The organism is Litoreibacter ponti, assembly GCF_003054285.1.
GTDB lineage: Bacteria > Pseudomonadota > Alphaproteobacteria > Rhodobacterales > Rhodobacteraceae > Litoreibacter > Litoreibacter ponti.
The window spans coordinates 1443269-1464939 of the sequence record NZ_QBKS01000001.1 but is presented as its reverse complement, the minus strand read 5'-3'; the positions used below and the strand labels follow the sequence as shown (position 1 = coordinate 1464939).

The window sequence follows — 21671 nt, the reverse complement described above, 5'->3', positions numbered from 1 at the left end:
GAAGTTACCACTGTATTTCCCACCAGATTGACAGTGCGTTTAAGTTATCCCGCTCATTTCCAGTGCTGGCTGCATTAAGCCCGCTGGACCATGAGCAACACCAGAAACGCGTTTATTAAAGAATTCATAATCTCCTCGGATCACTGAACGAACAATTTCCTCTCCATTCTTTTCCATTAACTCATGGTTGAAATATGGATCCGCCGCACCGCAAACCATGAAAACCCTTTCGATTTTCCCAGCTTCCCGCTCAAAATCGCGGTCGCTAGAGCCAGAGTATAACTCCCTCCATTCGCCCTTTCCACCCAACCTATATGTGAACGGTCTAGTCTTCTGAATGTAGGAAAATTGCTTATCTACGTCCTCGTTCAGACCAATGCCGTCTAGGCTACTCGAAAAGGCAATTGCTGGCCCGAGCAAGAATATCTCCCGCACTTCTTGAAGGGGACTGCAGCCATGGAGCGCCGCATAGGCTCCGAAACTATGCCCAACCAAAACACTTATAGGCTCAACACCAGAGATATGTTTCCCATTTTTTGCATTCGGTAGAGTGCCGGATTGCACCATCGCTTCCAACTTACCCAAGACCTCAAAGCAAGCTGCCGGAGTACATTTACCAGAACTGTCGTAGGAGCCTGGAAAATGTGGCTGCAACACAGAAAAACCGAACTTTACAAGCTGCTGAACCGGGTCCGTCTGGCCCATGCTTCCCGGAAAACCATACAGATAAACCGCTGTACCAATACTTGGGCGGCCCTCTGGAACATACAGGTCTGCGCAGAGCCCATCGTGAATGATCCTATGCTTCTTAATCATCGGCCGACTCCATCGCAAGATTCATCATTTCTAACAGACACTTACCATCCAAGGTATCCAAAGACGGCACATCAAGACTATGCGGCACTCGATCCAACTTCAACAGCGAGGGGATTCCGGCCGACCTCGCATGCCGAACAGCGGCCTCCGCATCATCGATGTAAAGTACACCGTGAGGATCAAGCGACTTAGACTCTAGCCACTCGCTCAGGCACTCTGCACTCTCCGACTTAGATGGCCGTAACCTAGCGCCACATATCACATCGGTAAAAAAATCACTCAGTTGGACCTGACTTAGAATTCTTTCACATGCCGAAGTTGTAGCCAGACAAACCAGCCTTTCGCATTTTTTTGAAGCATCAAGAATTAAACTATGGGCGCCGGGCAAAATATCGGTCGGTGAAATTCTTTGAATTAAGATATCCCTTAAAATGCACTTGACCTGAACAAGATTTTCAATGTCGAAGTCTTGAATTTCCACATCTAGTTCGCCGAAGAGTCGAACTAACGCATCACGTGTTTCCACACCCTTATAATTCTCAAAATTAACTACACTAACATCTTTTCCAAAGTTTGCAGCTATTGCTGTCCATGATGCAACATGGACACGAAATGTATCAAGAATTACTCCGTCTAGGTCTAAGACCACTACTCTGGGTTCAGATAGCATCAAGCACTTCCAATTTGAACGGATGAAAAGGGATGCCCTTTCTCTGTTTGATCAGTTCGCGCAGAACTTCTGCGCCACAGGCCTTGGTATGTGTCGCGCAGAAAACTAGGGGGTGGGCCTTTAGAACACTGGCGCAAAAAAACGAAGCAAACTTGTAGTACTCTTCCAGCAAGTGCTGCGAATAGAGATCAGTGTTCTTCACCGCCTTGCGGAAAGACTTCGGAAGCTCCACCTTCTCCCTTACATCTAGTTTGAAGGTAGATACATCCCTCAATTCTTGAAGGCATGAAGAGAAACGTGATTCTAGAGCCTGCTCGGAAATACCCCAGGATATCAGAGACCCACAAATCTGATCAAATATCTTTGCAAAATGATCCGAAAAAGCAGCCATTTGCACTGCACCTTCTTGATCAACAAAACCAAAGTCGGACAGTCTATCCAATCCAGAATCCGTCACAACTCTTGGACTATATGAGTTCGAGCAATCACAAACAAATTTCAGCAACTCAACAGTATAAATTAGGTTCCATCCAAGAAGAGATATTGGTACCGACGTATTCCCACCATTGTAACCGGAAACGCTCCCGACGAGTCGGCCGTCATCCAGTTCGCATCGAGCTCTTCTCCGAAATTTGGAAATCAATGGCACGACTAGGCGGCCCTGACGCTTGGAAAGTTTCTCCCTTGAAGCTGGAAAAAGCGACACCATCTCCCGCCAGTCTTCTAGGTCTTCATGATTAACATTCGATCCGAGTAACGATCGACAAGCCGCTGCAACAGCTGGAGACGAATACTCGATCAGGGAGTATCCTGTAGGTTTAAGTCGTTTCGCAGTGCTGCTGTTGGCGAGCGATCTCAGCTCGTCGTAAACGACCATTGGAGACAGAAATTCCACTCCGTCTGCATCAGCAGAATCTAATTCAATGAAGAACCCTTTAGCGTACCACGGCAAGTGTATTGCCGGCTTCGAGAGAACCATCTGAACCGGTCCTCTAAGAAATATAGCTAGTTCATTTTTTTCGACTTTCTCAGACAAGTCTCTGGCTGCGTACTCCCCACTCAATCCAATAAAAACTATGCTCTCCCCATGCATTTCTACTCTATCAAGTTTTTGCTCCGCTTCAGCGTTCCGCTCACGAAGAACTATCTGTCCCCCAAAACTCAGTCGCGCTTCAAGTAGGGATTTCCGGGACATTTCCTTTTGGATATGGTCGCATATGGCGTGAAGGTCATTCGCTTGCAGGCCATCCTTTCTAGCCTTTGAGAACCCGCTGAGTGTATCGACATCGATGTCATAAAGGTCAAAGATACACGTCAATAAAGTGGAGGTGATGCGTGCCCATGCACTTTGACCAGATGTAGTAGGAACGGAATTGAATTCATGGATCGCCCGATCTGCCACTTGTTTGAATTCTATTTTCGTACTCTCATCGACACAAAATTCTTCCTGATAACTCGCAACCGTCGCGTTCACGGCTTTCACGACGTCGTGATCATCAAGGCCGTCTAGTGGAACAAATTTTTGCCGCCAAATCCCATCTTCGCAAAATTTCCAATCTAACAAGGGAAGTGCCGCCCGGGAAACATACTGCCTATGTGCGCTACTTCCCAAATCAAAGCTCTCATTGACCTCAAGCTCAATCTTAACCCGCTCTTCGCAGGTTCGCGCTATAAGAACAGCCATTAGGTCGCTGGGAAATACTGATGAAACGATTACTCGGAACTTGTCCATAAATTCCTCACGAATGACGCAAGCGCTTGGACTTCCGTCTCCTGCCCTCGGTATCCTGCCTCAAAGATTTGATCAAAATGAGACCGTTCCGGCCCAATTTGTGCTGGGTCGCTTATCAATAAGCCACCTGATACAGGTCCATTTTCTTCGAGACGTCGTCCGACAATGAGGCAATTTGGAAATACGATCTCCACACGAAAGAAACCCACGTTGTGACAGCGAATGCTGGGACCTCGATCATAGCTTTCGCCCCAGACTAAACGGATCCTCTCCAGCATATCATCTATGAATTTTGTCCGCTCAGTCGGCTCGACGAGCCGGTTCACTTTGTCTATGTATCTGTTTGTATTTCGAAAAAATATCCTGTGCTCATGCAGGCGTTCTCCCGCATGTGAAACAACCGCCTTATAGTATATCGCCTCATAGTTGGGGGTCGTGGAGCGCCTATTGCGTCTTTCTACAACCCAATCGGGATGCAAAAAGTTTGGGCCCACCGTCGTGGCTCGGTAGCTTGAAAGATCGCCGCTGACTTCGGCGGTTATCGCATTCATGAGCTCAAGACGGGAGTTGAGAATTTGGCTTGTTGAGGACCTGTCGCTATGTGTGTTCGCTTCGGCGGCAAAATGACTATGGGTTTCAGATTGCGCTTTGACTTCTCGCTTCGCACCAATTCTTGGTTCCCTTAGGCTTGGCGCAGCAAATGGCTTTTGTACTTTCTCTTTCGAACTCAGTGCTTCCAGTTCAAACAAGCATGAAACGACTTCATTGCGATATGATTGGAGATGAATAATTAGTTCGCTCATCCTTTCTTGAAAATTCTTCCGCCAAAAAGCCGATACTTCGTTGTAGTCGTCTTGTTTCTCGGGCCTCACTAACGGTTTGGAATGATGAAACAGGCGATTGGGATCTCCTGAAAAGATCGCGATCAAGTCATCTGTGCGTCTCAGTTGATTTTTGGGTGTCCCAGTGCGAGGCGACGCGTTCCGCCAAGTAGATAGCTTTCCTTTGAAGTCGCCCTTAAAGATCTCCAAAAGCGCTGGCACTGATGGCCGCCCCTTGGGTGTGCAATACTTGTAGTTCTTCCCATCTTTCAGGTTCTTCGCTGCCGCATCAAAAAACGCGTCGACACTGTCTACCAAGCTTCCTGGCGCTAGTGGTCGATTTGAATTCTTGTGGTTCACACCCCACACCTGCCAAGTTGATTCGTGGTTAAAGCACACGTTCTACCATACTGCTTTTTGTTGGCGGTGATAGTTGGCAGTTTGTGTTGTGTGATTTGGGAGGGTCTTTTGGCCTGAGAGCACACGAGCGATCTGTCGGAAGATCCAAAAGTCGCTGTGGCCGGTGTTGTTACCTATTCTCTTGATCACTGGATCACTGCTTGTCTTCCCACCGCAAGACCAGAACTGCTTGCAACGTCCCCGTTTGCGATCCTGCCACTCAAGTATTGGCGTTGATTCTTGGCAGTTAGCAATGGTGATACAGCACCAATCAAGACGATGTATTTGCACATAAAATCAGATGTTTAGCCTTTGGTCCACCGCGATCAAACATGTTGAAAGGAGACATGGCATGGCTACAACCACTGAAGAACACATTCAAATTAATCTGTATGTGCCTCCGAGGTCTTTGCTTGCGACAGAGATCCAATGGATGGCCTTCTATTCTCCGCACCTCGATTTCTCGCTCGCACTCCATGAGGTTGAACAGGAAGAGAATGCGACACGCCTCTTCCAAGATCAGGGGGCGTGCGCATGAAAACCGGGTGCTCAATCTACAGAAAGCCTCGCCCCATTGAGGGGGCAGAGTTCCCACTGTCAGACGCTGCTGATCAATTCCGACGTCGGTTCTTTCCCAACGTGACCACCGCAGAGTGGAACGACTGGCGCTGCCAGATGCGGCTTCGTATCCGGTCACTCGTTCAGGTCGAGCAGGTGTTCCAACTTTCCGATGATGAGCGCGCCGCGCTGTCGCAGCATACGACTGGGCTGCCGGTCGGCATCACACCGTACTACGCCAGCATCATGGGCTTGGACGATCCGTCCGAACCGCTGCGCCGCACACACATCCCCGTTGAGCAGGAATACCTGAAAAATCCGGGCGAGGCGAATGACCCCTTGAGCGAGGACCAAGACACCTCAACCCCCGGCCTGGTGCACCGCTATCCTGACCGGGTGCTGTTCCTGACGACCGGCACTTGCTCGACATATTGTCGCTACTGCACGCGGTCGCGGATGGTCGGACAGGCCGGCGGCGAGTATCAGTTCTCGACCCGGCAGGCGGAACAGGCGCTGGCCTATATAGAGGCGCACCCAGAGATCCGCGACGTTCTCCTTTCTGGTGGTGATCCTTTGACGCTGGGCGACGAGAAGCTTGACTGGCTTCTCGGGCGGCTCCGTTCGATCCCGCACGTTGAGTTCGTGCGGATCGGCTCAAAGGTTCCTGTCGTGATGCCAATGCGGATCACGCCGAAGTTGACCGCGATTCTTCGTCGGCATCATCCGCTTTGGTTGAGCGTGCATGCTACACATCCTGCCGAATTCACGCCCGAAGCGACTGAAGCGCTCGCGCGGCTGGCCGACGCCGGTATCCCGCTCGGCTCTCAGACAGTGCTGCTCAAGGGCATCAACGATGACGTCGGCACGATGAAGACGTTGATGCACGCGCTCCTGAAATGTCGCGTTCGCCCTTACTATGTTTACCAGTGCGATCCGATCACCGGCTCGGCGCATTTCCGAACTCCGGTCTCAAAGGGACTCGAGATCATTGAGGGGCTGCGCGGGCACACCTCGGGCTACGCGGTGCCGACCTTCGTTATCGACGCCCCTGGGGGCGGCGGAAAGATACCGCTGTCGCCGAACTCCGTTGTCGGGAGAGACGGGGCAGACTTGCTCCTGAAAAACCACAAGGGCGAGATCTTCCGCTATCCCGATCCTCACGGTTCGGAGGGTTGAGCCATGGAGCAGATCGACAGCTTTATTGCTACCTTCACGGCCTCCGAGTGGGTTTACTGGGTGATCTTCGTCCTCGCGATCGCCGAGGCTTCCGCGCTCACCAGCTTCTTCCTATCCGGAACCATTGGGCTGGTCGTTGTGGGCGTGTTGATCGCCCAAGGGATGCTCAATCCGATCTTCTCGATTGCGGCAGTTTACATGGGCACTCTCATCGGCGACGTGACAACCTTCTTCCTGTCGTCGCAATTGCAACAGGTTCGGTATATCCGTTCGGCTATTGAACGATTTGAGCCCGTCCGTGAACCACTTGGGAATGCACCGGTGCGCTTCATTCTCGCCGGCCACTTCACACCATACCTGCGAGCAGTCCTGCCTGTTCTGGCAGCGGGCAAAGTGGCACCATCACGGTTCCTGCTGATCGAGGCGTTTGCGGCCCTTGCGAGTTCTTGTGGCTTCATTGCCCTTGGCTACTTCAGCGCGAACGTGCTGAGCCGGATCCCGATCGAAAACGCGCTTGCTGGTGTCAGCATAGTCGCCGCGATGTTCCTAGTTGCAATCTGGGTCTACACGCGGAAGCCATTTTGTCCGCTGAAGCGTCCGCCCAATCGGCGATGGTTCAATTTTCGTCGGGCGGTGTATTTCTACGTCTGGTATCTGCCTTGGCATCCTATCCGCTGGCTGGAGATCTGGTTGCGTGGAACGCCTTCCAGGCGGCTCAGGCGCGATCTAGCTACCGCGTTTCCCGATGTTCGCCCCGGGGACGTCTTCTTGATCCGGCTGCACACACCTGCGCCTTGGGGACGCTGGGCCCACACTGCGATGGCCATCCAAGAAGAGCGTTTCGCTCACGGCTTCAGCAAGGTGGTTACCGACCATTCGATCACCTGCTTGCCCGTCCGGTACGCGATTGCTCACCTCCGCCCGCGCTGCACTGTCGAAGCCGCAATGAAGGCCGCAGATTGTGCACGTTCAAAGATTGGGTCGCCAGTCACGATCACAGCAGGGCGGCACGAGACCGATCGCTTCTCATGTTCCTCACTGGTTGTCTTTGCCTTCCGCGAGGCCGGTATTGAACTCGTCGACCCCAGGATCGCGCGAGTGGTGCCCGACGACATCTTCACCTCGCCGCACATGAAGCTGGTGCGCATTGTGGCCACCGAACAGGTCAGCGGACTTACACAACGCTACGTTTTCGCCGCTCGGAAAGGATCTGACCATGAATGAGACGCTGTCCCCTGCGAACCGCATCGATGGCAACCGGGATATCGCGATTTGTAGCGAGTTGGCGAGCTTCATGCCCTGCCGCTTTTCACCTGCGCCTATGCCAATCTCCGAGGAGACAATCCGCCGTTTTCGGATTCTGGGTCGCCTGCTGATGCAGTTCTATATGGCCCAGAACAAGCTTTATCTGGAAAGCTTGGACGGCAAGGCGCCCGAGTGGGTCGCCAAATACGTCGACAATGGGAAGCCTGAAGAGATCGTGCGCCTTGGCCGGGCCAAGGCCTTTCGCGGTGCTCTACCCCCAATTATCCGACCTGACGTGCTGATCTCCAACGGACGCTTTGCCATTTGCGAATTGGACTCTGTGCCTGGAGGTTTCGGTCTTACAGCACGCCTTGCCGAATGCTATCAGCGAGCCGGCCATAAGATCGTTGGCGACATCCCGATCAATGAGGGTTTTCTGAAAGCCGTCCGAAGCACGAAGCTCGGACCGGCTACTTCGGTGGTCATTGTCGTCTCCGACGAGTCGCACGATTACCGCGACGAGATGATCTGGCTGGCAGACAGGCTCCGCGGCGAAGGTCATTCGGTACACGTCGCACATCCGCGGGACCTGTCCTACACTGAGGACGGGGCCTCATTTATGGTCGACACGAGAAGAGTGTCTGCTGATATCGTCTACCGCTTCATGGAGCTTTTTGACCATCAACAGATCTCAAAATGGGAACTTTTGACCTTTCTTGCACGGGGTAAACGGCTGAAACTCACCCCACCGCCTAAACCGCACCTGGAAGAGAAGCTCTGGTTCGCCTTGCTTCACCATCCTGCGTTGGAGGCTCATTGGCGGAATCATCTGGGCGACGACACTTATGCTGGCCTATGCGAGGTGATCCCGCAGACGTGGATCATGGATCCTGCACCGCTTCCGCCCTACGCCACCATTCCAGGGCTGGAAATCGATCGTGCGCCTGTGCAGAGCTGGTCGGAGCTTCATAGTCTCAGCCAAAAACAGCGTCAGTTCGTCATTAAGCCGTCCGGGTTTTCTCCCGATGCGTGGGGAAGCCGTGGCGTTATCGTCGGCCACGACGTGAGCCGCGAGGTTTGGCAGAGCAAGATCAACGAGGCGCTGACAAGTTTTCCCGCACCTACCTCGATCCTCCAGCGTTACGCTGCGCCAGATCGGATCGAATTGTCCGCATCAAAGAGCCCTGGCTGCATCGAAGTGATCGAAGGACGTGCTCGCATAACGCCCTACTACTTCGCGATAGACGGGGAAGCGGTGCTATCGAATATCCTTGTCACGCACTGCTCACTGGAAAAGAAGAAGATACACGGCATGAGCGACGCCGTCATGACCGTGTGCGGAATGTGAGAATTCCGCAGCAGCCGGGACCATGCTAGTTGCCTTGGTCCCGGCTTTAACACGCCGCGCCTCACCCAGAGATTTCGCATGCCCGCGACTGCTCCCTCATCACCGCGTAGTCGCTGAACATCTCCGCTACGGCCGACCCTTCCGGCAGCTGGGCCAGTTCCTCTGCCGCCCGCGCCTGGAACTCCCGGCTGTATTCTACGACGGGCGAACAGGCTCCGAGGCTTCCGACGTCAGAAGCGCCCATTCCGCAGCCGCTCAGTCAGATCGTCGCGAGAACGCTAGTGACAACTTCATGACCCAAATTAATGCTTTGCCCGGAGAGATTCGCAGAGCGGACACTTCAGGCTCCCGCAAGCACGACCGCCTCGGGCTCTTTCCAGCCATTAGCCGCGCTTTGTACCAAGGTCCGGATTAATGGCTTGATCTTCGAAAGTTAGCGAAGCTGCCAAGCCGTCTTTATACATCGCGGCCTGCGTCTCGCCATTGTCCCATCTATACAGCAGACCGATTTCTTCGCCTGTTTTGATGCATGTAATGCGGCCGATGGCTTCGGCCGTTGAGCGAACATTTTCAAGTTCGGGCAAAACTAGCCTCTCTCGTTAAACAAATCCTTTGGTGCGACTTCGAGGGCAAGTGCTATCTGCTCCAGAATATCAACTGATATCGAGACTCTCGCGAGTTCGATCTCGCTGACGTAGCTGCGATCTATGTCCGCAGCCAAAGCTAGTTGTTCCTGGCTCATACCTTTGGAATTTCTTAGATTCCGGATATTTAACCCAACTTCTTCCCTCAATCTCATGGCCTGTATTCGGCCAGATCGCTGAGATTGCTCTACGGAATATATTCCACAAAGCGCGCGCGAGCCTCACAAAGGGGATACTCGCATATGGTGTAAAGGCGGAGTGTGGCCGTAAGGTAGCAATAATGTAGTAATGAAATCAAAAGGCATATATTGATATGTGGTGCAGACTTTTCAGAAATTGGACTGCCGGAACGGCTTTGGCTCTGCTTTCAGCCGTGGCTCCGCAAGCGGCGAAAGCCTATCAGGTTGATTGCGCCATTTTGCTTTGCCTGGCAGGTGGTTGGCCCGCGTCAGCCGAATGTGCTCATGCCCGTGCCGTGTTCATCCGTCGGATCACGCCCTGGCCGATTGAGCCGCCGTTGCAAATCTGGCGTTGTCCGATGGGTGTTTCTCAGCGTGCGCCTTTACAAAGTATGGCCCCGAAAACTTGGGAGGCCAGCAACCAAACAGGTCAGACGCTAGGCCAAGTCATTTTGGCAAAGGTGGTCGAAGGCGGTGCCGATATCGACATCAGTGGCTTGGAATTCGACTTCGTACGCTCGATCCGCGTTTGGGATGTGCGGCACTACAGCCATCGAGAACGCGGTCGCGACGACGATTGCTCTGAGAGTTACAACATGCGCCTCGGGACCTACGGCACGCAGGGCGAATTCGGCTGGCAACGCACCACGCCAGCGGCTGCCCCGCAATGGGTTCTGCCGTCGCGGCGCTGTTCGTCATCAAATTGGCGGCGCGGGGTCGGCGTTGAATGGGAGGACCACGAAGGCAATCACGGGTATGAGTGGGTGGCCTACTAATGCTATTCCCCGATATCCTTCATGCGTTCTGAAATATCGCCCGCAATACGCTCGTATAGGGCGGCTTGCTTATCTCTGGGTGAGCCCGGTTTCGGGCTTCTCCGTCGAATTCGTTTGGCGAGCCAGAATAGCATTCGGGCTGCGGGGTCGCTGATGTTTTCCGGGACTGGTGTGGGATAGTTTTCTTCAAGGAGGGCAACTACTTCTGCGTTCATGCTGCGATGGTTGCTCTCGGCCGCAAGCCGTACCCGGTCACGAAGGCCATCCGGCAATCGCACGATGAACTTGTCCTGATTTTGAGCACTTTGTTCTGACATGGTGGCACTGTGCCATAAAATTCGATTGACGCAATAGTGGCTAAATGCCACTAACGGGTTGTGGTTTCAACCTGGAGGCGTTTCATGAACAGTCGTAAACCAATGCAGCTTCGGCTTCCTCAAGAGCTCAAAGAGTGGATCAAGGCGGAGTCCGATCGCAACGGCAACTCCCAGAATTCTGAAGTGATCCGCGCCATTCGCGCGGCAAAGGATAGGCGCTCTACACCTGGATCAATTGGAAATATCATTATGGATCAGGGCGATAATGCGCGTTGTTAACCCGGTGAGAGAGGTGTTGTTACTATGACCAAAGCAAGTGCACAGACGAAAGCGAAACAAGCGGCCTCGGCCTTTATCCGCGAGGCGCGGGAGGCAGGTTGGCAACGCGCGAAGTTCGAGATCAAACCCGATGGCAGCGTCATCGTTGACGCCAACATGGTGGCGGCCGAGGTAGCAGATGACTTCCTCAATAGTGATTTGAGAATGGGCGAATGACCCGCAAGAGCCTGCCAAAATACGTCTACAATGACAGAGGATACCTTCGGTTCATCCGGCGGTCGCGTGGTATCTCCGTCATGATGCACGAGGAAGCGGGCACGCCGGAATTTTGGGATCACTACAATCGGTTGCTAAAGGGCAAGCCAGCGCCAGCACCGGTGAAGCGCAATTTCGAGGCGCTGATCCTCAGCTACTATGAGAGCGACGCGTATGAGAAGCTGAAGCCCCGGACGAAATCAGACTACCGGCGTTACATCAGCCACATTCGTGACATCTGGGCCGAGAAAGACCCGGCCAGGATCGAAACCCATCACATTTATGAACTGCACCGGGCAAATGCGGATCATTGGCGGCAAGCCAACTATCTCGTCCAGGTCATGGTCGTCTTGATGAACCACGCACGATTGATTGGCTTCATCAAGAAGGAGCACGGCAATCCGGCAAAGGGCATCCCACTCTTCAAGCAGCAGAGCGACGGGTGGGAGCCTTGGCCAGACGATGTTCGCGCCGAGTTCGAAGCGCTGGCTTCCAAACGGGCGCGGCTGGTCTATGAGCTTTGCGTCGGCACAGGTCAGCGTATTGGCGATGTCGTGAAGATGAAGTGGGACCATTTCTCCGACGAAGGATTCGATTTCACTCAAGGCAAAACCGACAAGCCGCTGTGGATCCCGCTCACGGATCGACTCAAGGCCCATCTCGACGGACTCGCGCGAACGGATGGCACTGTCGTGACCGACCCCAAAGGTCGACCGGTGAGCTACCGTATCGTTGCGGAGGAAATGCGCACCATCAAAAAGAAGATGAAGCATGAGAAGGCGAGCTACTACAAAACGCACGGGCTCAGGAAAAACGCGACGATCGAGCTTTATTTGGCTGGATGTGATGACGAGATGGTCAAGGCTGTCACCGGGCACTCAGGCGTTGAGATGCTGAAAAAATACGGCGGGCCGATCCGGCAAAGGGAGCTCGCGAAGCGCGCTCAAGAGGCGAGAAATCAAATGGAACGAAGCAAGAGCGAAACGTGAAAGTTTCAACGGTTGTTTCAAAAATGGCAGTGAAGGAGAGGTAGGATGACGCAAGTCATTGATTTTATTGGAGGCGAGTACCGGAATCGAACCGGTGTACACGGATTTGCAATCCGCTGCGTCACCACTCCGCCAACTCGCCGAAGCCTCCGCTGAGAGCCTCTTAGACCAGCGAAAATGGACACGCAAGCCCCACAACCGGCACTTGGCCGTTGCCCGGCATGGCTTTCTATGGCAACACAAAATTAACTGAAACTAGACTACCAGGTTTAGTATGATCGATTACGCCAAAAATCGCACGATGATGGTCGACACGCAGGTGCGGCCTTCCGATGTGACCAAGTTTCCCATCATTGACGCGCTTTTGTCGGTGCGCCGCGAAGCGTTCGTGCCCGAAAACAAGCGTCACGTGGCCTATGCGGGCGAGAACCTCGCCCTGGGCGCGGACCGGGTTTTGCTGGAGCCGCGCAGCTTTGCCAAGCTGCTGGACGCGCTGGATATTCAGCGCGGCGATGTGGTGCTCAACATCGGCTGTGGCTTCGGGTATCCGGCGGCGGTGCTGGCGCATATGACCGACGCTGTCGTCGCGCTGGAAGAAGACGAGACTATGGCGCGTGACGCCGAAGACGCGCTTTTGCAGGAAGGGATCGACAACGCTGTCGTCATCACCGGACCGCTCGCGGACGGGGCGGCGAAGCATGGACCCTATGATGTGATCTACATCGAAGGCGCCGTCGCTCAGGTGCCGCAGGCGGTGCTCGATCAGCTTCGTGATGGCGGCCGGATCGGTGCGATCTTTACCGAAGGACAACTCAGCGAGGCGCGGGTCGGCTACAAAACGGATGGCCGTGTCAGTTGGCGACTGGCCTTCAACGCGGGCGCGCCGGTGCTGCCCGGTTTCGCAACGGAGCCGTCCTTCGCGCTATAGTACGGATTGAACATCAATGTCTTGGCGCGTTTGGGGGAGTGGGTCGAGGCGGAAACCAGTAAGGTGGCACCGCATGAAAACTGCACGGAACTTGACCAAGACATCGCTTTTTGCGCTCGGACTGGCGATTGCGCCGCTCCAGCTGTCCGCAGAAAGCCTCGCCAGTGCGCTGACCGCCGCCTACAACAATTCCAATCTCCTCGAGCAGCAACGCGCAACCCTACGCGCCAATGACGAGGACGTCGCAATCGCGTTGTCTGCGCTGCTGCCACAGATCGCCGCCGAAGCAGATTTGCGTCTGAGCGATCCGGTCCAGCCCGGTGCCGACCAGCTGAGCAGCTCCATCGCGCTGACGTTGCAGCTGCTGGTGTGGGATGCGGGCCGGTCGCAGCTGACCATTGAGGCCGCCAAGGAAACCGTGCTTGCCGTGCGCGCAGCGCTTGTGCAGCAGGAACAACAAGTCCTTCTGGATGCGGTGAATGCGTATCTACAGGTCCTGCGCGACGGCCGGGTGGTGCAGTTGCGTGAGAATAATCTTCGCCTGATCACACAAGAACTGCGCGCCGCCCGCGACCGGTTCGAAGTGGGCGAAGTAACCCGCACCGATGTCGCCCAAGCGGAGGCCCGTCTGGCCGAGGCTCGTGGCTCGCTTGTGGATGCGCAAGGCCAGCTCGAGATCAGCCGAGAGCTTTACAAGATCGCCGTCGGCCGTCGCGCCAGCGGACTTGATCCGATTGCGCGCCTGCCGAAATTGCCCAGCTCGTTAGAGGCTGCGAAGGCTCAGGCGCGCCGCATCAATCCGCTGATCGATCAGGCACAGCACCAGATCAAGGCCGCCGAGCTGAGCTTTGCCGCGACCAAGGCCGCGACCCGGCCTTCGATCTCGCTCAATGGCTCTGCCGGGCACAGCTCGAACGCGAACAATTCCGCCAATATCGGGCTGACGATGTCAGTGCCGATCTACCAGGGCGGGCAATTGTCGGCCCTGACGCGTCAGTCATTGGCCGCGGTCCACAGCGCCAAGGCAGGGTTGAACCAAACCGTGCTCCAGGTCGAACAGGGCGTCGCCAACGCATGGTCGCAGCTGTTCGTGGCCAATGCCCAAGTCGATGCCGCGGATCGCCAGATCCGTGCCGCCCGGATCGCCTTTGAAGGCGTACGTGAAGAGGCCAAGCTTGGCGCGCGCACCACGCTCGACGTTCTTGACGCCGAGCAGGCGCTGTTCGACGCCCGCACCAACCGCGTCGTGTCCGAAACACAGGTCTATTCCGCGGCCTACACCCTGCTGTCCTCGGTCGGGGTCCTTACGGCGGATGCGTTGGGCCTGAACGTCGATCGATATGACCCGTCAGAATATTACAACGCGGTGCAAAGCGCGCCGGTCCCCAGCTCGAAGCAGGGCAAGAAGCTGAACCGTATTCTTCAGCGCTACCAAAAAAACTGAAGAATTGATGCATCTGTTGTCAGGCCGCTGCCGCTTGGTTATCTTCAAGAAAAACGCGTAGAGGCTTGAGTAAAATGTCAGATTCGGTGACGAAATCCGATGTCGAGGACGTATTGTCCTCCATCCGCAGGCTTGTGTCCGACACCGCAGCACATGAGCGTGACGCCGAAGACACACCTGATACGGACGAGGAATCGCGCGCGCCGGAAGCACTTGTTCTGACTTCCGAGCAACGTGTGAACAACGATCGCGAAGACGACGTTGAGCTGCCCGAGGCCTCCGAGATGACCAATTTGCGCGAGGCTGTTTCCACGGAAGAGGGCGAGCAGGACGGGATCGACTGGCCCTCCATCGCGGGTGCAGATGAGTATTACGAGGATGACGAAACCGAGGGCGAGACGCCCATCGTTGATTTCATCCGCCACGACAGCCTGACCCCACGCGATGATGTTGCAGAGGAGGCGCCTGAAGTCGCCACCGAAGAGGAGAACGATCAGGACGACGCCACATCAGATCGCCCCAGCGAAGGCTGGTCGCCGCAAATCGTCGCGGACAATACGGTGGCCGCTGATGAGATCGACACGCCGGATTGGATTTCGGCCGGTCACGCGGATATCGACGACGCGGATCACGAGGAGGTGGCGGAAGCATCACCCGAACAGGACTTCGAAACGCCGTCCGAGGAGGACGAATTCGAGGACGCCGAAGAGCTGCCGGACGATGAGCCGGAAATATGGAACGTCGAAGAGGCAGAGACCGTCGAAGACGATGCCACCGACCCGGACGAGGAAAGCTTGGTCGAAGAAGCGGAATTCGCAAGCGCCGCAGCGGCATCGGTCATTGATGCAGATGAGGCGGAGCTTGAGGACGGCCCGAGCCTTGGTGATTTCGACGAAGGGCTGATCGATGAAGATGCCTTGCGTGATCTCGTGGCACAGATCGTCCGGGAAGAGCTGACCGGCGAGCTTGGCGAAAAGATCACTCGCAACGTGCGCAAGCTCGTTCGCCGTGAAATCCACCGCGCGATGCTGACGCGCGAATTCGACTAGGCCAAACCCTTAGATCGTCAGTCCGGAATGTCGGTGGCGAGCCCAAGTAGGGCCTCGATGTCGAGATGCTGTTCGAGATGATCGGCCAAGGTATCAAGCGTGTCCTCGACCGCCGCGCCGTAGTTTCCAACCTCAGACGTGCCGCCAAGACTTTCGAGATATGCGCCCCGGAACCCGTCGGACACGAATATGCCATGCAGATAGCATCCTTTGATCCGACCGTCGGCTGATGCGGCACCCGTCGCGCGTCCTTCGATCTCCAGCCAGGAACGCGCGCAATCGGGGCCGCCGGTCTCCCCAATATGGATCTCATAGCCGGTCACGACGGCACCGCTGGCCGGATGAGAACCTTCGACCTCCGCCAGATGCTTATGCGGCGCCATGACCGTCGTGACGTCAAGCAATCCTAGGCCGGGCACCGAGCCGGGCGCGCCCTCGATCCCCTGCGGGTCAGAGACGATCCGACCAAGCATCTGATACCCCCCGCAAATCCCAAGAACATGCCCGCCGCGCCGCACATGGGCGAACAGATCCGTGTCCCAGCCCTGTGCGCGGAAATCGGCAAGATCGCCGATGGTGGATTTCGATCCGGGGATCAGAACAAGGTCCGCGTCTCCGGGCAGGTGGCGGCCGGGCTCGATAATCTCGACCGAGACGCCGGGCTCCATCGCAAGCGGGTCGAGATCATCGAAATTAGCAATGCGGGACAGCTTCGGCACCGCGATTTTGAGCCCCTCCGCCTTTGCGTTGGAGGTGATATCCATCACGTCCTCGGCTGGCAGTCGCCACGCATCCTTGAACCACGGAAGCACCCCGGCGGAGGTCCAGCCGGTGCGGTTCGCAATCTCGGTTAAGCCATCGTCAAAGAGTGACACGTCCCCGCGGAACTTGTTGATCATGAAGCCCTTGATCCGGTCCCGGTCGGTCTCCGGCAGGATCGCGTAGGTCCCGACAAGCTGCGCGATGACGCCGCCGCGGTCTATGTCACCGACCAACAGGACCGGCGCGTCGACCGCCTCTGCAAAGCCCATATTGGCGATGTCGCCCGCGCGCAGATTGATCTCGGCAGGGCTGCCCGCGCCTTCAATCACCACCAGATCGCAGTCCGCTGCCAGACGCCGATAGCTTTCGACGCATTTGCCCAGAAGCGTAGGCTTGGCCTGCGCATAGTCTCGCGCCTTGAGGGTCGCAAACCGTTTGCCCTGCACGATCACTTGCGCGCCGATCTCGCTTTCGGGTTTCAACAGCACCGGGTTCATATCGGTGTGCGGGGCCACGCCGCAGGCCAGAGCCTGCAGCGCCTGCGCGCGGCCGATTTCCCCCCCGTCCGAGGTGACAGCGGCGTTGTTTGACATGTTTTGCGGCTTGAACGGGCGGACGGTCATCCCGCGGCGGCTGAACAGGCGGCACAGCCCGGCCACGACCATGGATTTGCCGACATTCGAGCCCGCGCCCTGCACCATGATTGCCTTGGTCATCCCGCCCTCCTAAGCTGCTCTGAGATGCCGCCCCCCGCTCAGGAAGTAAAGGCCCATGAACACCCCAGCTCACCTGATCTTCGGGGCCGCGGCCTTCGCCCGGCCCGGCGAACGCAAGGTCACGGCGGCGGCTCTCCTTGGCGCGCTTTTGCCCGATGTTTCGCTTTATGCGATGGCCGGATGGCACCTTTTGGTGCTGGGCACCGACGCGCGCGTGGTCTTCGGGCAATACTACTACTCGCCGGAGTGGATGGCGGTGTTTTCGGTCGACAATTCCTTCCTGATCTGGGGCGCGCTGCTGGGGTTCGCCCTGTGGCTGAAACGGGAATGGGCCGTAGCCCTTTGCGGAGCGGCGCTGTTGCATCTCGCGCTGGACTTTCCGCTGCATGCGGGCGACGGGCGGCCGCATTTCTGGCCGCTGTCGGATTGGATATTTGACAGCCCGTTCAGTTACTGGGACCGCGCGCATGGGGCGGCCATCATCGGCCCGTTGGAGACACTGATGTGTCTCGCGGCCCTCGTGATCCTGTGGCGCAGGTTTGCCACGCCGCTTCCGCGCGCGGCGATCACCACCGCGGCGGCGCTTCAGCTGTCGCCGGTGATCATCTGGATGTTTGTCTTCGGCAATTAGAGCGCGTCTTCCTTCACCGCTTCCATCACCACATGGGTGGAGGTGTGCGCGACATGGGGCAAGGCGCTGATCCGCTCCCCCAGCACCCGGCGGTAGCTGTGCATATCCGACGTGCGCACCTTCAAGAGGTAGTCGAACTTGCCCGCGATCATATGGCACTGCTCGATCTCCGGCACGCTGATCACCGCCTGATTGAACGCCTTCAGGGCCGCCTCGCGGGTGTCTTCGAGCTTCACTTCAACGAAGGCGATATGCGCAAGACCGAGCTTCACTGCGTTCAGTTGTGCGGTGTAGCCGCGAATGTAGCCGGCCTTTTCCAGCCGCCGCAACCGCGTCTGGGTAGGGGATTTGGACAGATTGATCTTCTCGGCCAGATCCGTGACCGTGATCCGCCCTTGTGACGAGACCGCCTTCAGAATCGCGGTGTCGTACCCATCAAGCTCTTCAGCCATTTAGCCCGTCCTTTGCTGTGATTGCGGGAAGGAAGTGAGGTGATCCTCTACATCAAGGTGTAAAATTTGCAAAACAAAAGTTATGATAAGGCAAATGGCCTTTCGCATAGGAGCTGCCCCATGTCCCGCCAAGCCCATATTGACCTGCGCCACGAAATGAGGGCCCACATGCTGCCCGACGAGCGCAAGGTGCTGGCGCGTTTGATCGCGATGGCCGGGCTGTCGGCAGAGGACCGCGCTCGCATCGCAGCCTCCGGGGCCGATCTGGTGCGCGAGATCAGAAATTCCGCCAAGCCGGGGCTGATGGAGGTCTTTCTGGCCGAATATGGTCTGTCGACCGACGAGGGCGTTGCCTTGATGTGCCTCGCGGAGGCTTTGCTGCGCGTGCCCGACGCTGACACCATGGACGCCCTGATCGAAGACAAGATCGCGCCGTCGGATTGGGGCAAACATCTGGGCCATTCCCACTCCTCGCTGGTCAATGCCTCGACCTGGGCGTTGATGCTGACGGGCAAGGTATTGGATGACGAGCGCCCCGGAATTGCCGGGCAGATCACCGGCATGGTCAAGCGGTTGGGTGAGCCAGTCATTCGGACGGCCGTGGCCCGCGCGATGAAGGAGATGGGCCGCCAATTTGTTCTTGGCGAGACGATCGCCAAGGCGATGGACCGCGCCTCCGGGATGGAGGCGAAAGGGTACACCTATTCCTACGACATGCTGGGCGAGGCCGCGCGCACCGACGCCGACGCGCTTGATTACCTCGCCGCCTATCGCGACGCGCTGCACGCCATTGCCAAGGCGGCAAAGCACAGCGATATCCGCGACAATCCCGGCATCTCCGTCAAGCTCTCGGCGCTCTTCCCGCGCTACGAGGCCCCGCACCGCGACGCGGTTCTGGAGACCCTCGTGCCGCGCTTGACGGAGCTGTTGCATATCGCGGCAGAAGCGGGCGTTGGCCTGAACATCGATGCGGAGGAGGCCGACCGGCTGGACCTGTCGCTCGACGTGATCGAGGCCGCTCTGTCTGATCCCAAGCTCATGGGGTGGCACGGATTTGGCGTGGTTGTGCAGGCCTACGGGCCCCGCGCGTCGTTTGTGATAGACTGGCTCTACGCGTTGGCCGAGCGGCTGGATCGCAAGATCATGATCCGGCTCGTCAAAGGTGCCTATTGGGACACCGAGATCAAGCGCGCGCAGGTGCTTGGCCTCAAGGGATTCCCGGTCTTCACCCACAAGCCCGCCACCGATGTTAGCTACATCGCCAACGCGCGCAAGCTGCTGGGGCTGACCGACCGCATCTACCCGCAATTCGCCACCCACAACGCCCATACGGTTGCGGCGATCCTCGACATGAGCACGGATCGCGACGCGTTCGAGTTTCAGCGCCTGCATGGCATGGGCGAGCGGCTCCACGATATCGTGCTGGCCTCGCGCAAGACCCGTTGCCGCATCTACGCGCCGGTGGGGGCTCACGAGGACCTGTTGGCCTACTTGGTGCGGCGGCTGCTGGAAAACGGCGCAAACAGCTCTTTCGTCAACCAGATCGTGGACGAGGATGTACCGGCCGAGGTCGTCGCCTCCGATCCGTTCGAGGAGATCGACGATCTGAGCTTCCCGGCAGTGACCCTTCCAGACGCGATCTTCTGCGACCGGGCCAATTCGCGGGGCTGGGACTGGACCGATCCGTTGGAGATGGCCGAAATCTACGCTGCCCGCACGCCATTTGCGGAAACGGTCTTCGAAGCCACGCCTCTGCTGGCATGCGCACAGAAAGGTGCGGACGAGCAGCGCATCACCTCTCCATCCACGCCCGCCGATCACGTCGGCACAGTTCGTTTGGCGGCGCCGGAGGACGCCGCTGCCGCCATCGCGGCCGCAGAACCTTGGGACGCATCGCCGCAAGACCGCGCGGCCACCCTGCGCCGCGCCGCCGATCTCTATGAGGCGAATTACGGGCGCATCTTCGCACTTCTGGCGCGCGAGGCGGGCAAGACCATGCCGGACTGCATCGGCGAGCTGCGTGAGGCGGTCGACTTTCTGCGCTACTACGCGGGCCAGATCGGGACAATGACCAGCCCTGCACGCGGACGCTTCGTTTGCATCTCGCCATGGAACTTCCCGCTCGCGATTTTCACGGGCCAGATTGCAGCTGCACTGGCCGCGGGCAACGCCGTCTTGGCCAAACCGGCCGAGCAGACGCCCCTGATCGCCCAACTGGCCGTGTCGCTTCTGCACGAGGCTGGCGTGCCGCGCACAGCGCTGCAACTGCTGCCCGGCGGCGGCGAGATTGGAGCCGCGCTGACCGCCGATCCGCGCGTCGATGGCGTATGTTTCACCGGCTCGACCGCGACGGCAATGCGCATCCATCGCAGCATGGCCGAGACGGGCAACCCGACCGCGCCGCTGATCGCCGAGACTGGCGGGCTTAACGCGATGATCGTGGACAGCACCGCGCTGCCAGAGCAGGCGACGCGCGATATCATCGCCTCCGCCTTCCAATCGGCGGGGCAGCGCTGCTCCGCCCTGCGATGCCTCTACGTGCAGGAGGACGTGGCCGACAAGCTGATCGAAATGCTCAAGGGCGCAATGGACGCCCTGCATGTCGGCGCGCCGTGGGAGACGCGGACCGATGTCGGCCCGATCATCGACGAGGCCGCACGCGCCAAGATCGCGGATTATATCGAGGCCGCACGCGCCGAAGGCCGGGTTTTGCACCAGCTCGAGACCCCGGGGCAGGGAACCTACGTCGCCCCCGCGATGATCCGCGTCGACAGCATCGCCCAGATGCGCGAGGAAATCTTTGGCCCCGTCCTTAACATCGCGACGTTCAGCGCCGAGGCGCTCGACCGTGTCATCGATGACATCAACGCGACGGGGTACGGGCTGACCTTCGGCCTGCACACCCGCATTGACGACCGCGTGCAAGAGATCGTGGACCGCATCGAGGCGGGCAATCTCTACGTCAATCGAAACCAGATTGGCGCTGTTGTCGGCTCCCAGCCTTTCGGAGGCGAGGGGCTGTCTGGTACGGGGCCGAAGGCGGGCGGACCGCTCTACATGCACAAGTTCACGACGGGGACGCAGGGGTTTGCCGCCCGGTCTGAGCCGCAAGACATGCCTGGGCCCACGGGCGAGACCAACCGCCTCTCCGCCGCGCCGCGCGCGCCGTTCCTGTGTGCAGGCCCCGATGTGCAGGCACAGATGGATGCGGTGCAGGCCGCAGGCGGCGTCGCGATCGAAGGCACGCCGGAACAGGCGGATCGCGACGGTATCGCAGGTGTGCTGTGGTGGGGCGATGCAAAGACAGCGCGCGAGATCCGGCAAACGCTCGCTGGGCGTGACGGCCCGATCCTGCAGCTGATCACCGACACGCCCCGGCCCTGCGACACGCTGGCCGAGCGCCATGTTTGCATTGACACCACCGCGTCGGGTGGCAATGCGCAGCTCTTGGCCGAGGTCTCTGCGTGACGCCGTATTGACCTCCG

The 21671-nt window shown here is 57.5% G+C and carries 22 protein-coding genes and 1 tRNA gene; 13 read left to right on the top strand and 10 right to left on the bottom strand.

Annotated elements, in window-relative coordinates; translation table 11 throughout:
* Nucleotides 1-39 precede the first annotated feature (39 nt).
* From C8N43_RS19455 to C8N43_RS19445, 4 genes are read right to left on the bottom strand one after another with little or no spacing between them, the layout of a single operon-like run.
* Nucleotides 40-816, bottom strand: a complete 777-nt coding sequence (locus tag C8N43_RS19455; protein WP_146174184.1) for an alpha/beta hydrolase family protein — start codon at nucleotides 814-816, stop codon at nucleotides 40-42.
* On the bottom strand, nucleotides 809-1486 hold the full coding sequence (locus tag C8N43_RS07375; protein WP_107844981.1) for an HAD hydrolase-like protein: 678 nt from the start codon (nucleotides 1484-1486) through the stop codon (nucleotides 809-811). Before C8N43_RS07375 ends, C8N43_RS19455 begins: the two co-directional genes overlap by 8 nt.
* A complete protein-coding gene (locus C8N43_RS19450) occupies nucleotides 1476-3218 on the bottom strand; it encodes a hypothetical protein (protein WP_146174183.1) in 1743 nt (580 codons plus the stop codon). Before C8N43_RS19450 ends, C8N43_RS07375 begins: the two co-directional genes overlap by 11 nt.
* On the bottom strand, nucleotides 3200-4357 hold the full coding sequence (locus C8N43_RS19445) for a hypothetical protein (protein WP_158269938.1): 1158 nt from the start codon (nucleotides 4355-4357) through the stop codon (nucleotides 3200-3202). Before C8N43_RS19445 ends, C8N43_RS19450 begins: the two co-directional genes overlap by 19 nt.
* A gap of 433 nt (nucleotides 4358-4790) precedes the next feature.
* Between C8N43_RS19445 and C8N43_RS07365 the strand changes: the two genes are divergently transcribed.
* From C8N43_RS07365 to C8N43_RS07350, 4 genes are all read left to right on the top strand, one after another.
* Nucleotides 4791-4976, top strand: a complete 186-nt coding sequence (locus C8N43_RS07365; protein WP_107844979.1) for a hypothetical protein — start codon at nucleotides 4791-4793, stop codon at nucleotides 4974-4976.
* A 101-nt stretch (nucleotides 4977-5077) separates the two neighbouring features.
* The gene (locus C8N43_RS07360; protein WP_245912943.1) at nucleotides 5078-6172 is read left to right on the top strand and encodes a KamA family radical SAM protein; all 1095 of its coding nucleotides are present in this window, start codon (nucleotides 5078-5080) and stop codon (nucleotides 6170-6172) included.
* Between the two features lie 3 nt (nucleotides 6173-6175).
* The gene (locus C8N43_RS07355; protein WP_107844977.1) at nucleotides 6176-7396 is read left to right on the top strand and encodes a DedA family protein; all 1221 of its coding nucleotides are present in this window, start codon (nucleotides 6176-6178) and stop codon (nucleotides 7394-7396) included.
* Nucleotides 7389-8765, top strand: coding sequence for a hypothetical protein (locus C8N43_RS07350; RefSeq protein ID WP_107844976.1), 1377 nt, complete (start codon nucleotides 7389-7391; stop codon nucleotides 8763-8765). The genes C8N43_RS07355 and C8N43_RS07350 overlap by 8 nt, the downstream gene beginning before the upstream one ends.
* Nucleotides 8766-9148: 383 nt before the next feature.
* Here C8N43_RS07350 and C8N43_RS07340 read toward each other — a convergent pair whose 3' ends face one another.
* Nucleotides 9149-9349 (bottom strand): hypothetical protein, encoded by a 201-nt coding sequence (locus tag C8N43_RS07340; protein ID WP_107844974.1) that lies wholly within the window; start codon nucleotides 9347-9349, stop codon nucleotides 9149-9151.
* A gap of 2 nt (nucleotides 9350-9351) precedes the next feature.
* Nucleotides 9352-9564: a helix-turn-helix domain-containing protein gene (locus tag C8N43_RS07335; protein ID WP_107844973.1), complete on the bottom strand. Its 213-nt coding sequence runs from the start codon at nucleotides 9562-9564 to the stop codon at nucleotides 9352-9354.
* Between the two features lie 416 nt (nucleotides 9565-9980).
* Here C8N43_RS07335 and C8N43_RS19800 point away from each other — a divergent pair, with 416 nt between their 5' ends.
* Nucleotides 9981-10364, top strand: coding sequence for a hypothetical protein (locus tag C8N43_RS19800; RefSeq protein ID WP_245912940.1), 384 nt, complete (start codon nucleotides 9981-9983; stop codon nucleotides 10362-10364).
* A gap of 2 nt (nucleotides 10365-10366) precedes the next feature.
* Here C8N43_RS19800 and C8N43_RS07325 read toward each other — a convergent pair whose 3' ends face one another.
* Nucleotides 10367-10681 carry an Arc family DNA-binding protein gene (locus C8N43_RS07325; RefSeq protein WP_107844971.1) on the bottom strand — a complete coding sequence of 105 codons (315 nt, stop codon included), beginning with the start codon at nucleotides 10679-10681 and terminating at the stop codon, nucleotides 10367-10369.
* 84 nt (nucleotides 10682-10765) lie between these two features.
* Between C8N43_RS07325 and C8N43_RS07320 the strand changes: the two genes are divergently transcribed.
* From C8N43_RS07320 to C8N43_RS07310, 3 genes are read left to right on the top strand one after another with little or no spacing between them, the layout of a single operon-like run.
* On the top strand, nucleotides 10766-10960 hold the full coding sequence (locus tag C8N43_RS07320) for an Arc family DNA-binding protein (RefSeq protein ID WP_107844970.1): 195 nt from the start codon (nucleotides 10766-10768) through the stop codon (nucleotides 10958-10960).
* A 24-nt stretch (nucleotides 10961-10984) separates the two neighbouring features.
* Nucleotides 10985-11176 (top strand): hypothetical protein, encoded by a 192-nt coding sequence (locus C8N43_RS07315; RefSeq protein ID WP_107844969.1) that lies wholly within the window; start codon nucleotides 10985-10987, stop codon nucleotides 11174-11176.
* Nucleotides 11173-12204, top strand: a complete 1032-nt coding sequence (locus C8N43_RS07310) for a site-specific integrase (RefSeq protein WP_107844968.1) — start codon at nucleotides 11173-11175, stop codon at nucleotides 12202-12204. The genes C8N43_RS07315 and C8N43_RS07310 overlap by 4 nt, the downstream gene beginning before the upstream one ends.
* 68 nt (nucleotides 12205-12272) lie before the next feature.
* Here the strand turns inward: C8N43_RS07310 and C8N43_RS07305 are convergent.
* Nucleotides 12273-12346 (bottom strand) — tRNA-Cys (locus C8N43_RS07305).
* A 132-nt stretch (nucleotides 12347-12478) separates the two neighbouring features.
* Here C8N43_RS07305 and C8N43_RS07300 point away from each other — a divergent pair.
* The 3 genes from C8N43_RS07300 to C8N43_RS07290 all read left to right on the top strand — a co-directional run bounded on the left by C8N43_RS07300 (nucleotide 12479) and on the right by C8N43_RS07290 (nucleotide 15625).
* Nucleotides 12479-13132 (top strand): protein-L-isoaspartate O-methyltransferase family protein, encoded by a 654-nt coding sequence (locus tag C8N43_RS07300; protein WP_107844967.1) that lies wholly within the window; start codon nucleotides 12479-12481, stop codon nucleotides 13130-13132.
* A gap of 73 nt (nucleotides 13133-13205) precedes the next feature.
* Nucleotides 13206-14576 (top strand): TolC family outer membrane protein, encoded by a 1371-nt coding sequence (locus C8N43_RS07295; RefSeq protein WP_211308566.1) that lies wholly within the window; start codon nucleotides 13206-13208, stop codon nucleotides 14574-14576.
* A gap of 74 nt (nucleotides 14577-14650) precedes the next feature.
* Complete coding sequence (locus C8N43_RS07290; RefSeq protein WP_107844965.1) at nucleotides 14651-15625, top strand: hypothetical protein; 975 nt, start codon at nucleotides 14651-14653, stop codon at nucleotides 15623-15625.
* Nucleotides 15626-15642: 17 nt separating this feature from the next.
* Here C8N43_RS07290 and C8N43_RS07285 read toward each other — a convergent pair whose 3' ends face one another.
* Complete coding sequence (locus C8N43_RS07285; protein ID WP_107844964.1) at nucleotides 15643-17103, bottom strand: cobyric acid synthase; 1461 nt, start codon at nucleotides 17101-17103, stop codon at nucleotides 15643-15645.
* Nucleotides 17104-17158: 55 nt separating this feature from the next.
* On the opposite strand from C8N43_RS07285, the gene C8N43_RS07280 reads away from it, so the two are divergent.
* A complete protein-coding gene (locus tag C8N43_RS07280) occupies nucleotides 17159-17734 on the top strand; it encodes a cobalamin biosynthesis protein CobQ (protein ID WP_107844963.1) in 576 nt (191 codons plus the stop codon).
* Here C8N43_RS07280 and C8N43_RS07275 read toward each other — a convergent pair.
* Nucleotides 17731-18186 carry an Lrp/AsnC family transcriptional regulator gene (locus C8N43_RS07275; RefSeq protein WP_107844962.1) on the bottom strand — a complete coding sequence of 152 codons (456 nt, stop codon included), beginning with the start codon at nucleotides 18184-18186 and terminating at the stop codon, nucleotides 17731-17733. The two genes, C8N43_RS07280 and C8N43_RS07275, sit on opposite strands and share 4 nt — an antisense overlap.
* Before the next feature lie 120 nt (nucleotides 18187-18306).
* Here C8N43_RS07275 and putA point away from each other — a divergent pair, with 120 nt between their 5' ends.
* The gene (gene putA, locus C8N43_RS07270; protein WP_107844961.1) at nucleotides 18307-21654 is read left to right on the top strand and encodes a bifunctional proline dehydrogenase/L-glutamate gamma-semialdehyde dehydrogenase PutA; all 3348 of its coding nucleotides are present in this window, start codon (nucleotides 18307-18309) and stop codon (nucleotides 21652-21654) included.
* The last annotated feature ends 17 nt before the right edge of the window (nucleotides 21655-21671 follow it).

Coding starts and splice junctions, on each gene's coding strand:
- C8N43_RS07315 (WP_107844969.1), top strand. CDS start 10,985: ATGACCAAAGCAAGTGCACAGACGAAAGCGAAACAAGCGGCCTCGGCC.
- C8N43_RS07290 (WP_107844965.1), top strand. CDS start 14,651: ATGTCAGATTCGGTGACGAAATCCGATGTCGAGGACGTATTGTCCTCC.
- C8N43_RS19455 (WP_146174184.1), bottom strand. CDS start 816: ATGATTAAGAAGCATAGGATCATTCACGATGGGCTCTGCGCAGACCTG.
- C8N43_RS07300 (WP_107844967.1), top strand. CDS start 12,479: ATGATCGATTACGCCAAAAATCGCACGATGATGGTCGACACGCAGGTG.
- C8N43_RS07310 (WP_107844968.1), top strand. CDS start 11,173: ATGACCCGCAAGAGCCTGCCAAAATACGTCTACAATGACAGAGGATAC.
- C8N43_RS07285 (WP_107844964.1), bottom strand. CDS start 17,103: ATGACCAAGGCAATCATGGTGCAGGGCGCGGGCTCGAATGTCGGCAAA.
- C8N43_RS07275 (WP_107844962.1), bottom strand. CDS start 18,186: ATGGCTGAAGAGCTTGATGGGTACGACACCGCGATTCTGAAGGCGGTC.
- C8N43_RS07375 (WP_107844981.1), bottom strand. CDS start 1,486: ATGCTATCTGAACCCAGAGTAGTGGTCTTAGACCTAGACGGAGTAATT.
- C8N43_RS07320 (WP_107844970.1), top strand. CDS start 10,766: ATGAACAGTCGTAAACCAATGCAGCTTCGGCTTCCTCAAGAGCTCAAA.
- C8N43_RS07355 (WP_107844977.1), top strand. CDS start 6,176: ATGGAGCAGATCGACAGCTTTATTGCTACCTTCACGGCCTCCGAGTGG.
- putA (WP_107844961.1), top strand. CDS start 18,307: ATGTCCCGCCAAGCCCATATTGACCTGCGCCACGAAATGAGGGCCCAC.
- C8N43_RS07325 (WP_107844971.1), bottom strand. CDS start 10,681: ATGTCAGAACAAAGTGCTCAAAATCAGGACAAGTTCATCGTGCGATTG.
- C8N43_RS07365 (WP_107844979.1), top strand. CDS start 4,791: ATGGCTACAACCACTGAAGAACACATTCAAATTAATCTGTATGTGCCT.
- C8N43_RS19450 (WP_146174183.1), bottom strand. CDS start 3,218: ATGGACAAGTTCCGAGTAATCGTTTCATCAGTATTTCCCAGCGACCTA.
- C8N43_RS07280 (WP_107844963.1), top strand. CDS start 17,159: ATGAACACCCCAGCTCACCTGATCTTCGGGGCCGCGGCCTTCGCCCGG.
- C8N43_RS07335 (WP_107844973.1), bottom strand. CDS start 9,564: ATGAGATTGAGGGAAGAAGTTGGGTTAAATATCCGGAATCTAAGAAAT.
- C8N43_RS19800 (WP_245912940.1), top strand. CDS start 9,981: ATGGCCCCGAAAACTTGGGAGGCCAGCAACCAAACAGGTCAGACGCTA.
- C8N43_RS07295 (WP_211308566.1), top strand. CDS start 13,206: ATGAAAACTGCACGGAACTTGACCAAGACATCGCTTTTTGCGCTCGGA.
- C8N43_RS07350 (WP_107844976.1), top strand. CDS start 7,389: ATGAATGAGACGCTGTCCCCTGCGAACCGCATCGATGGCAACCGGGAT.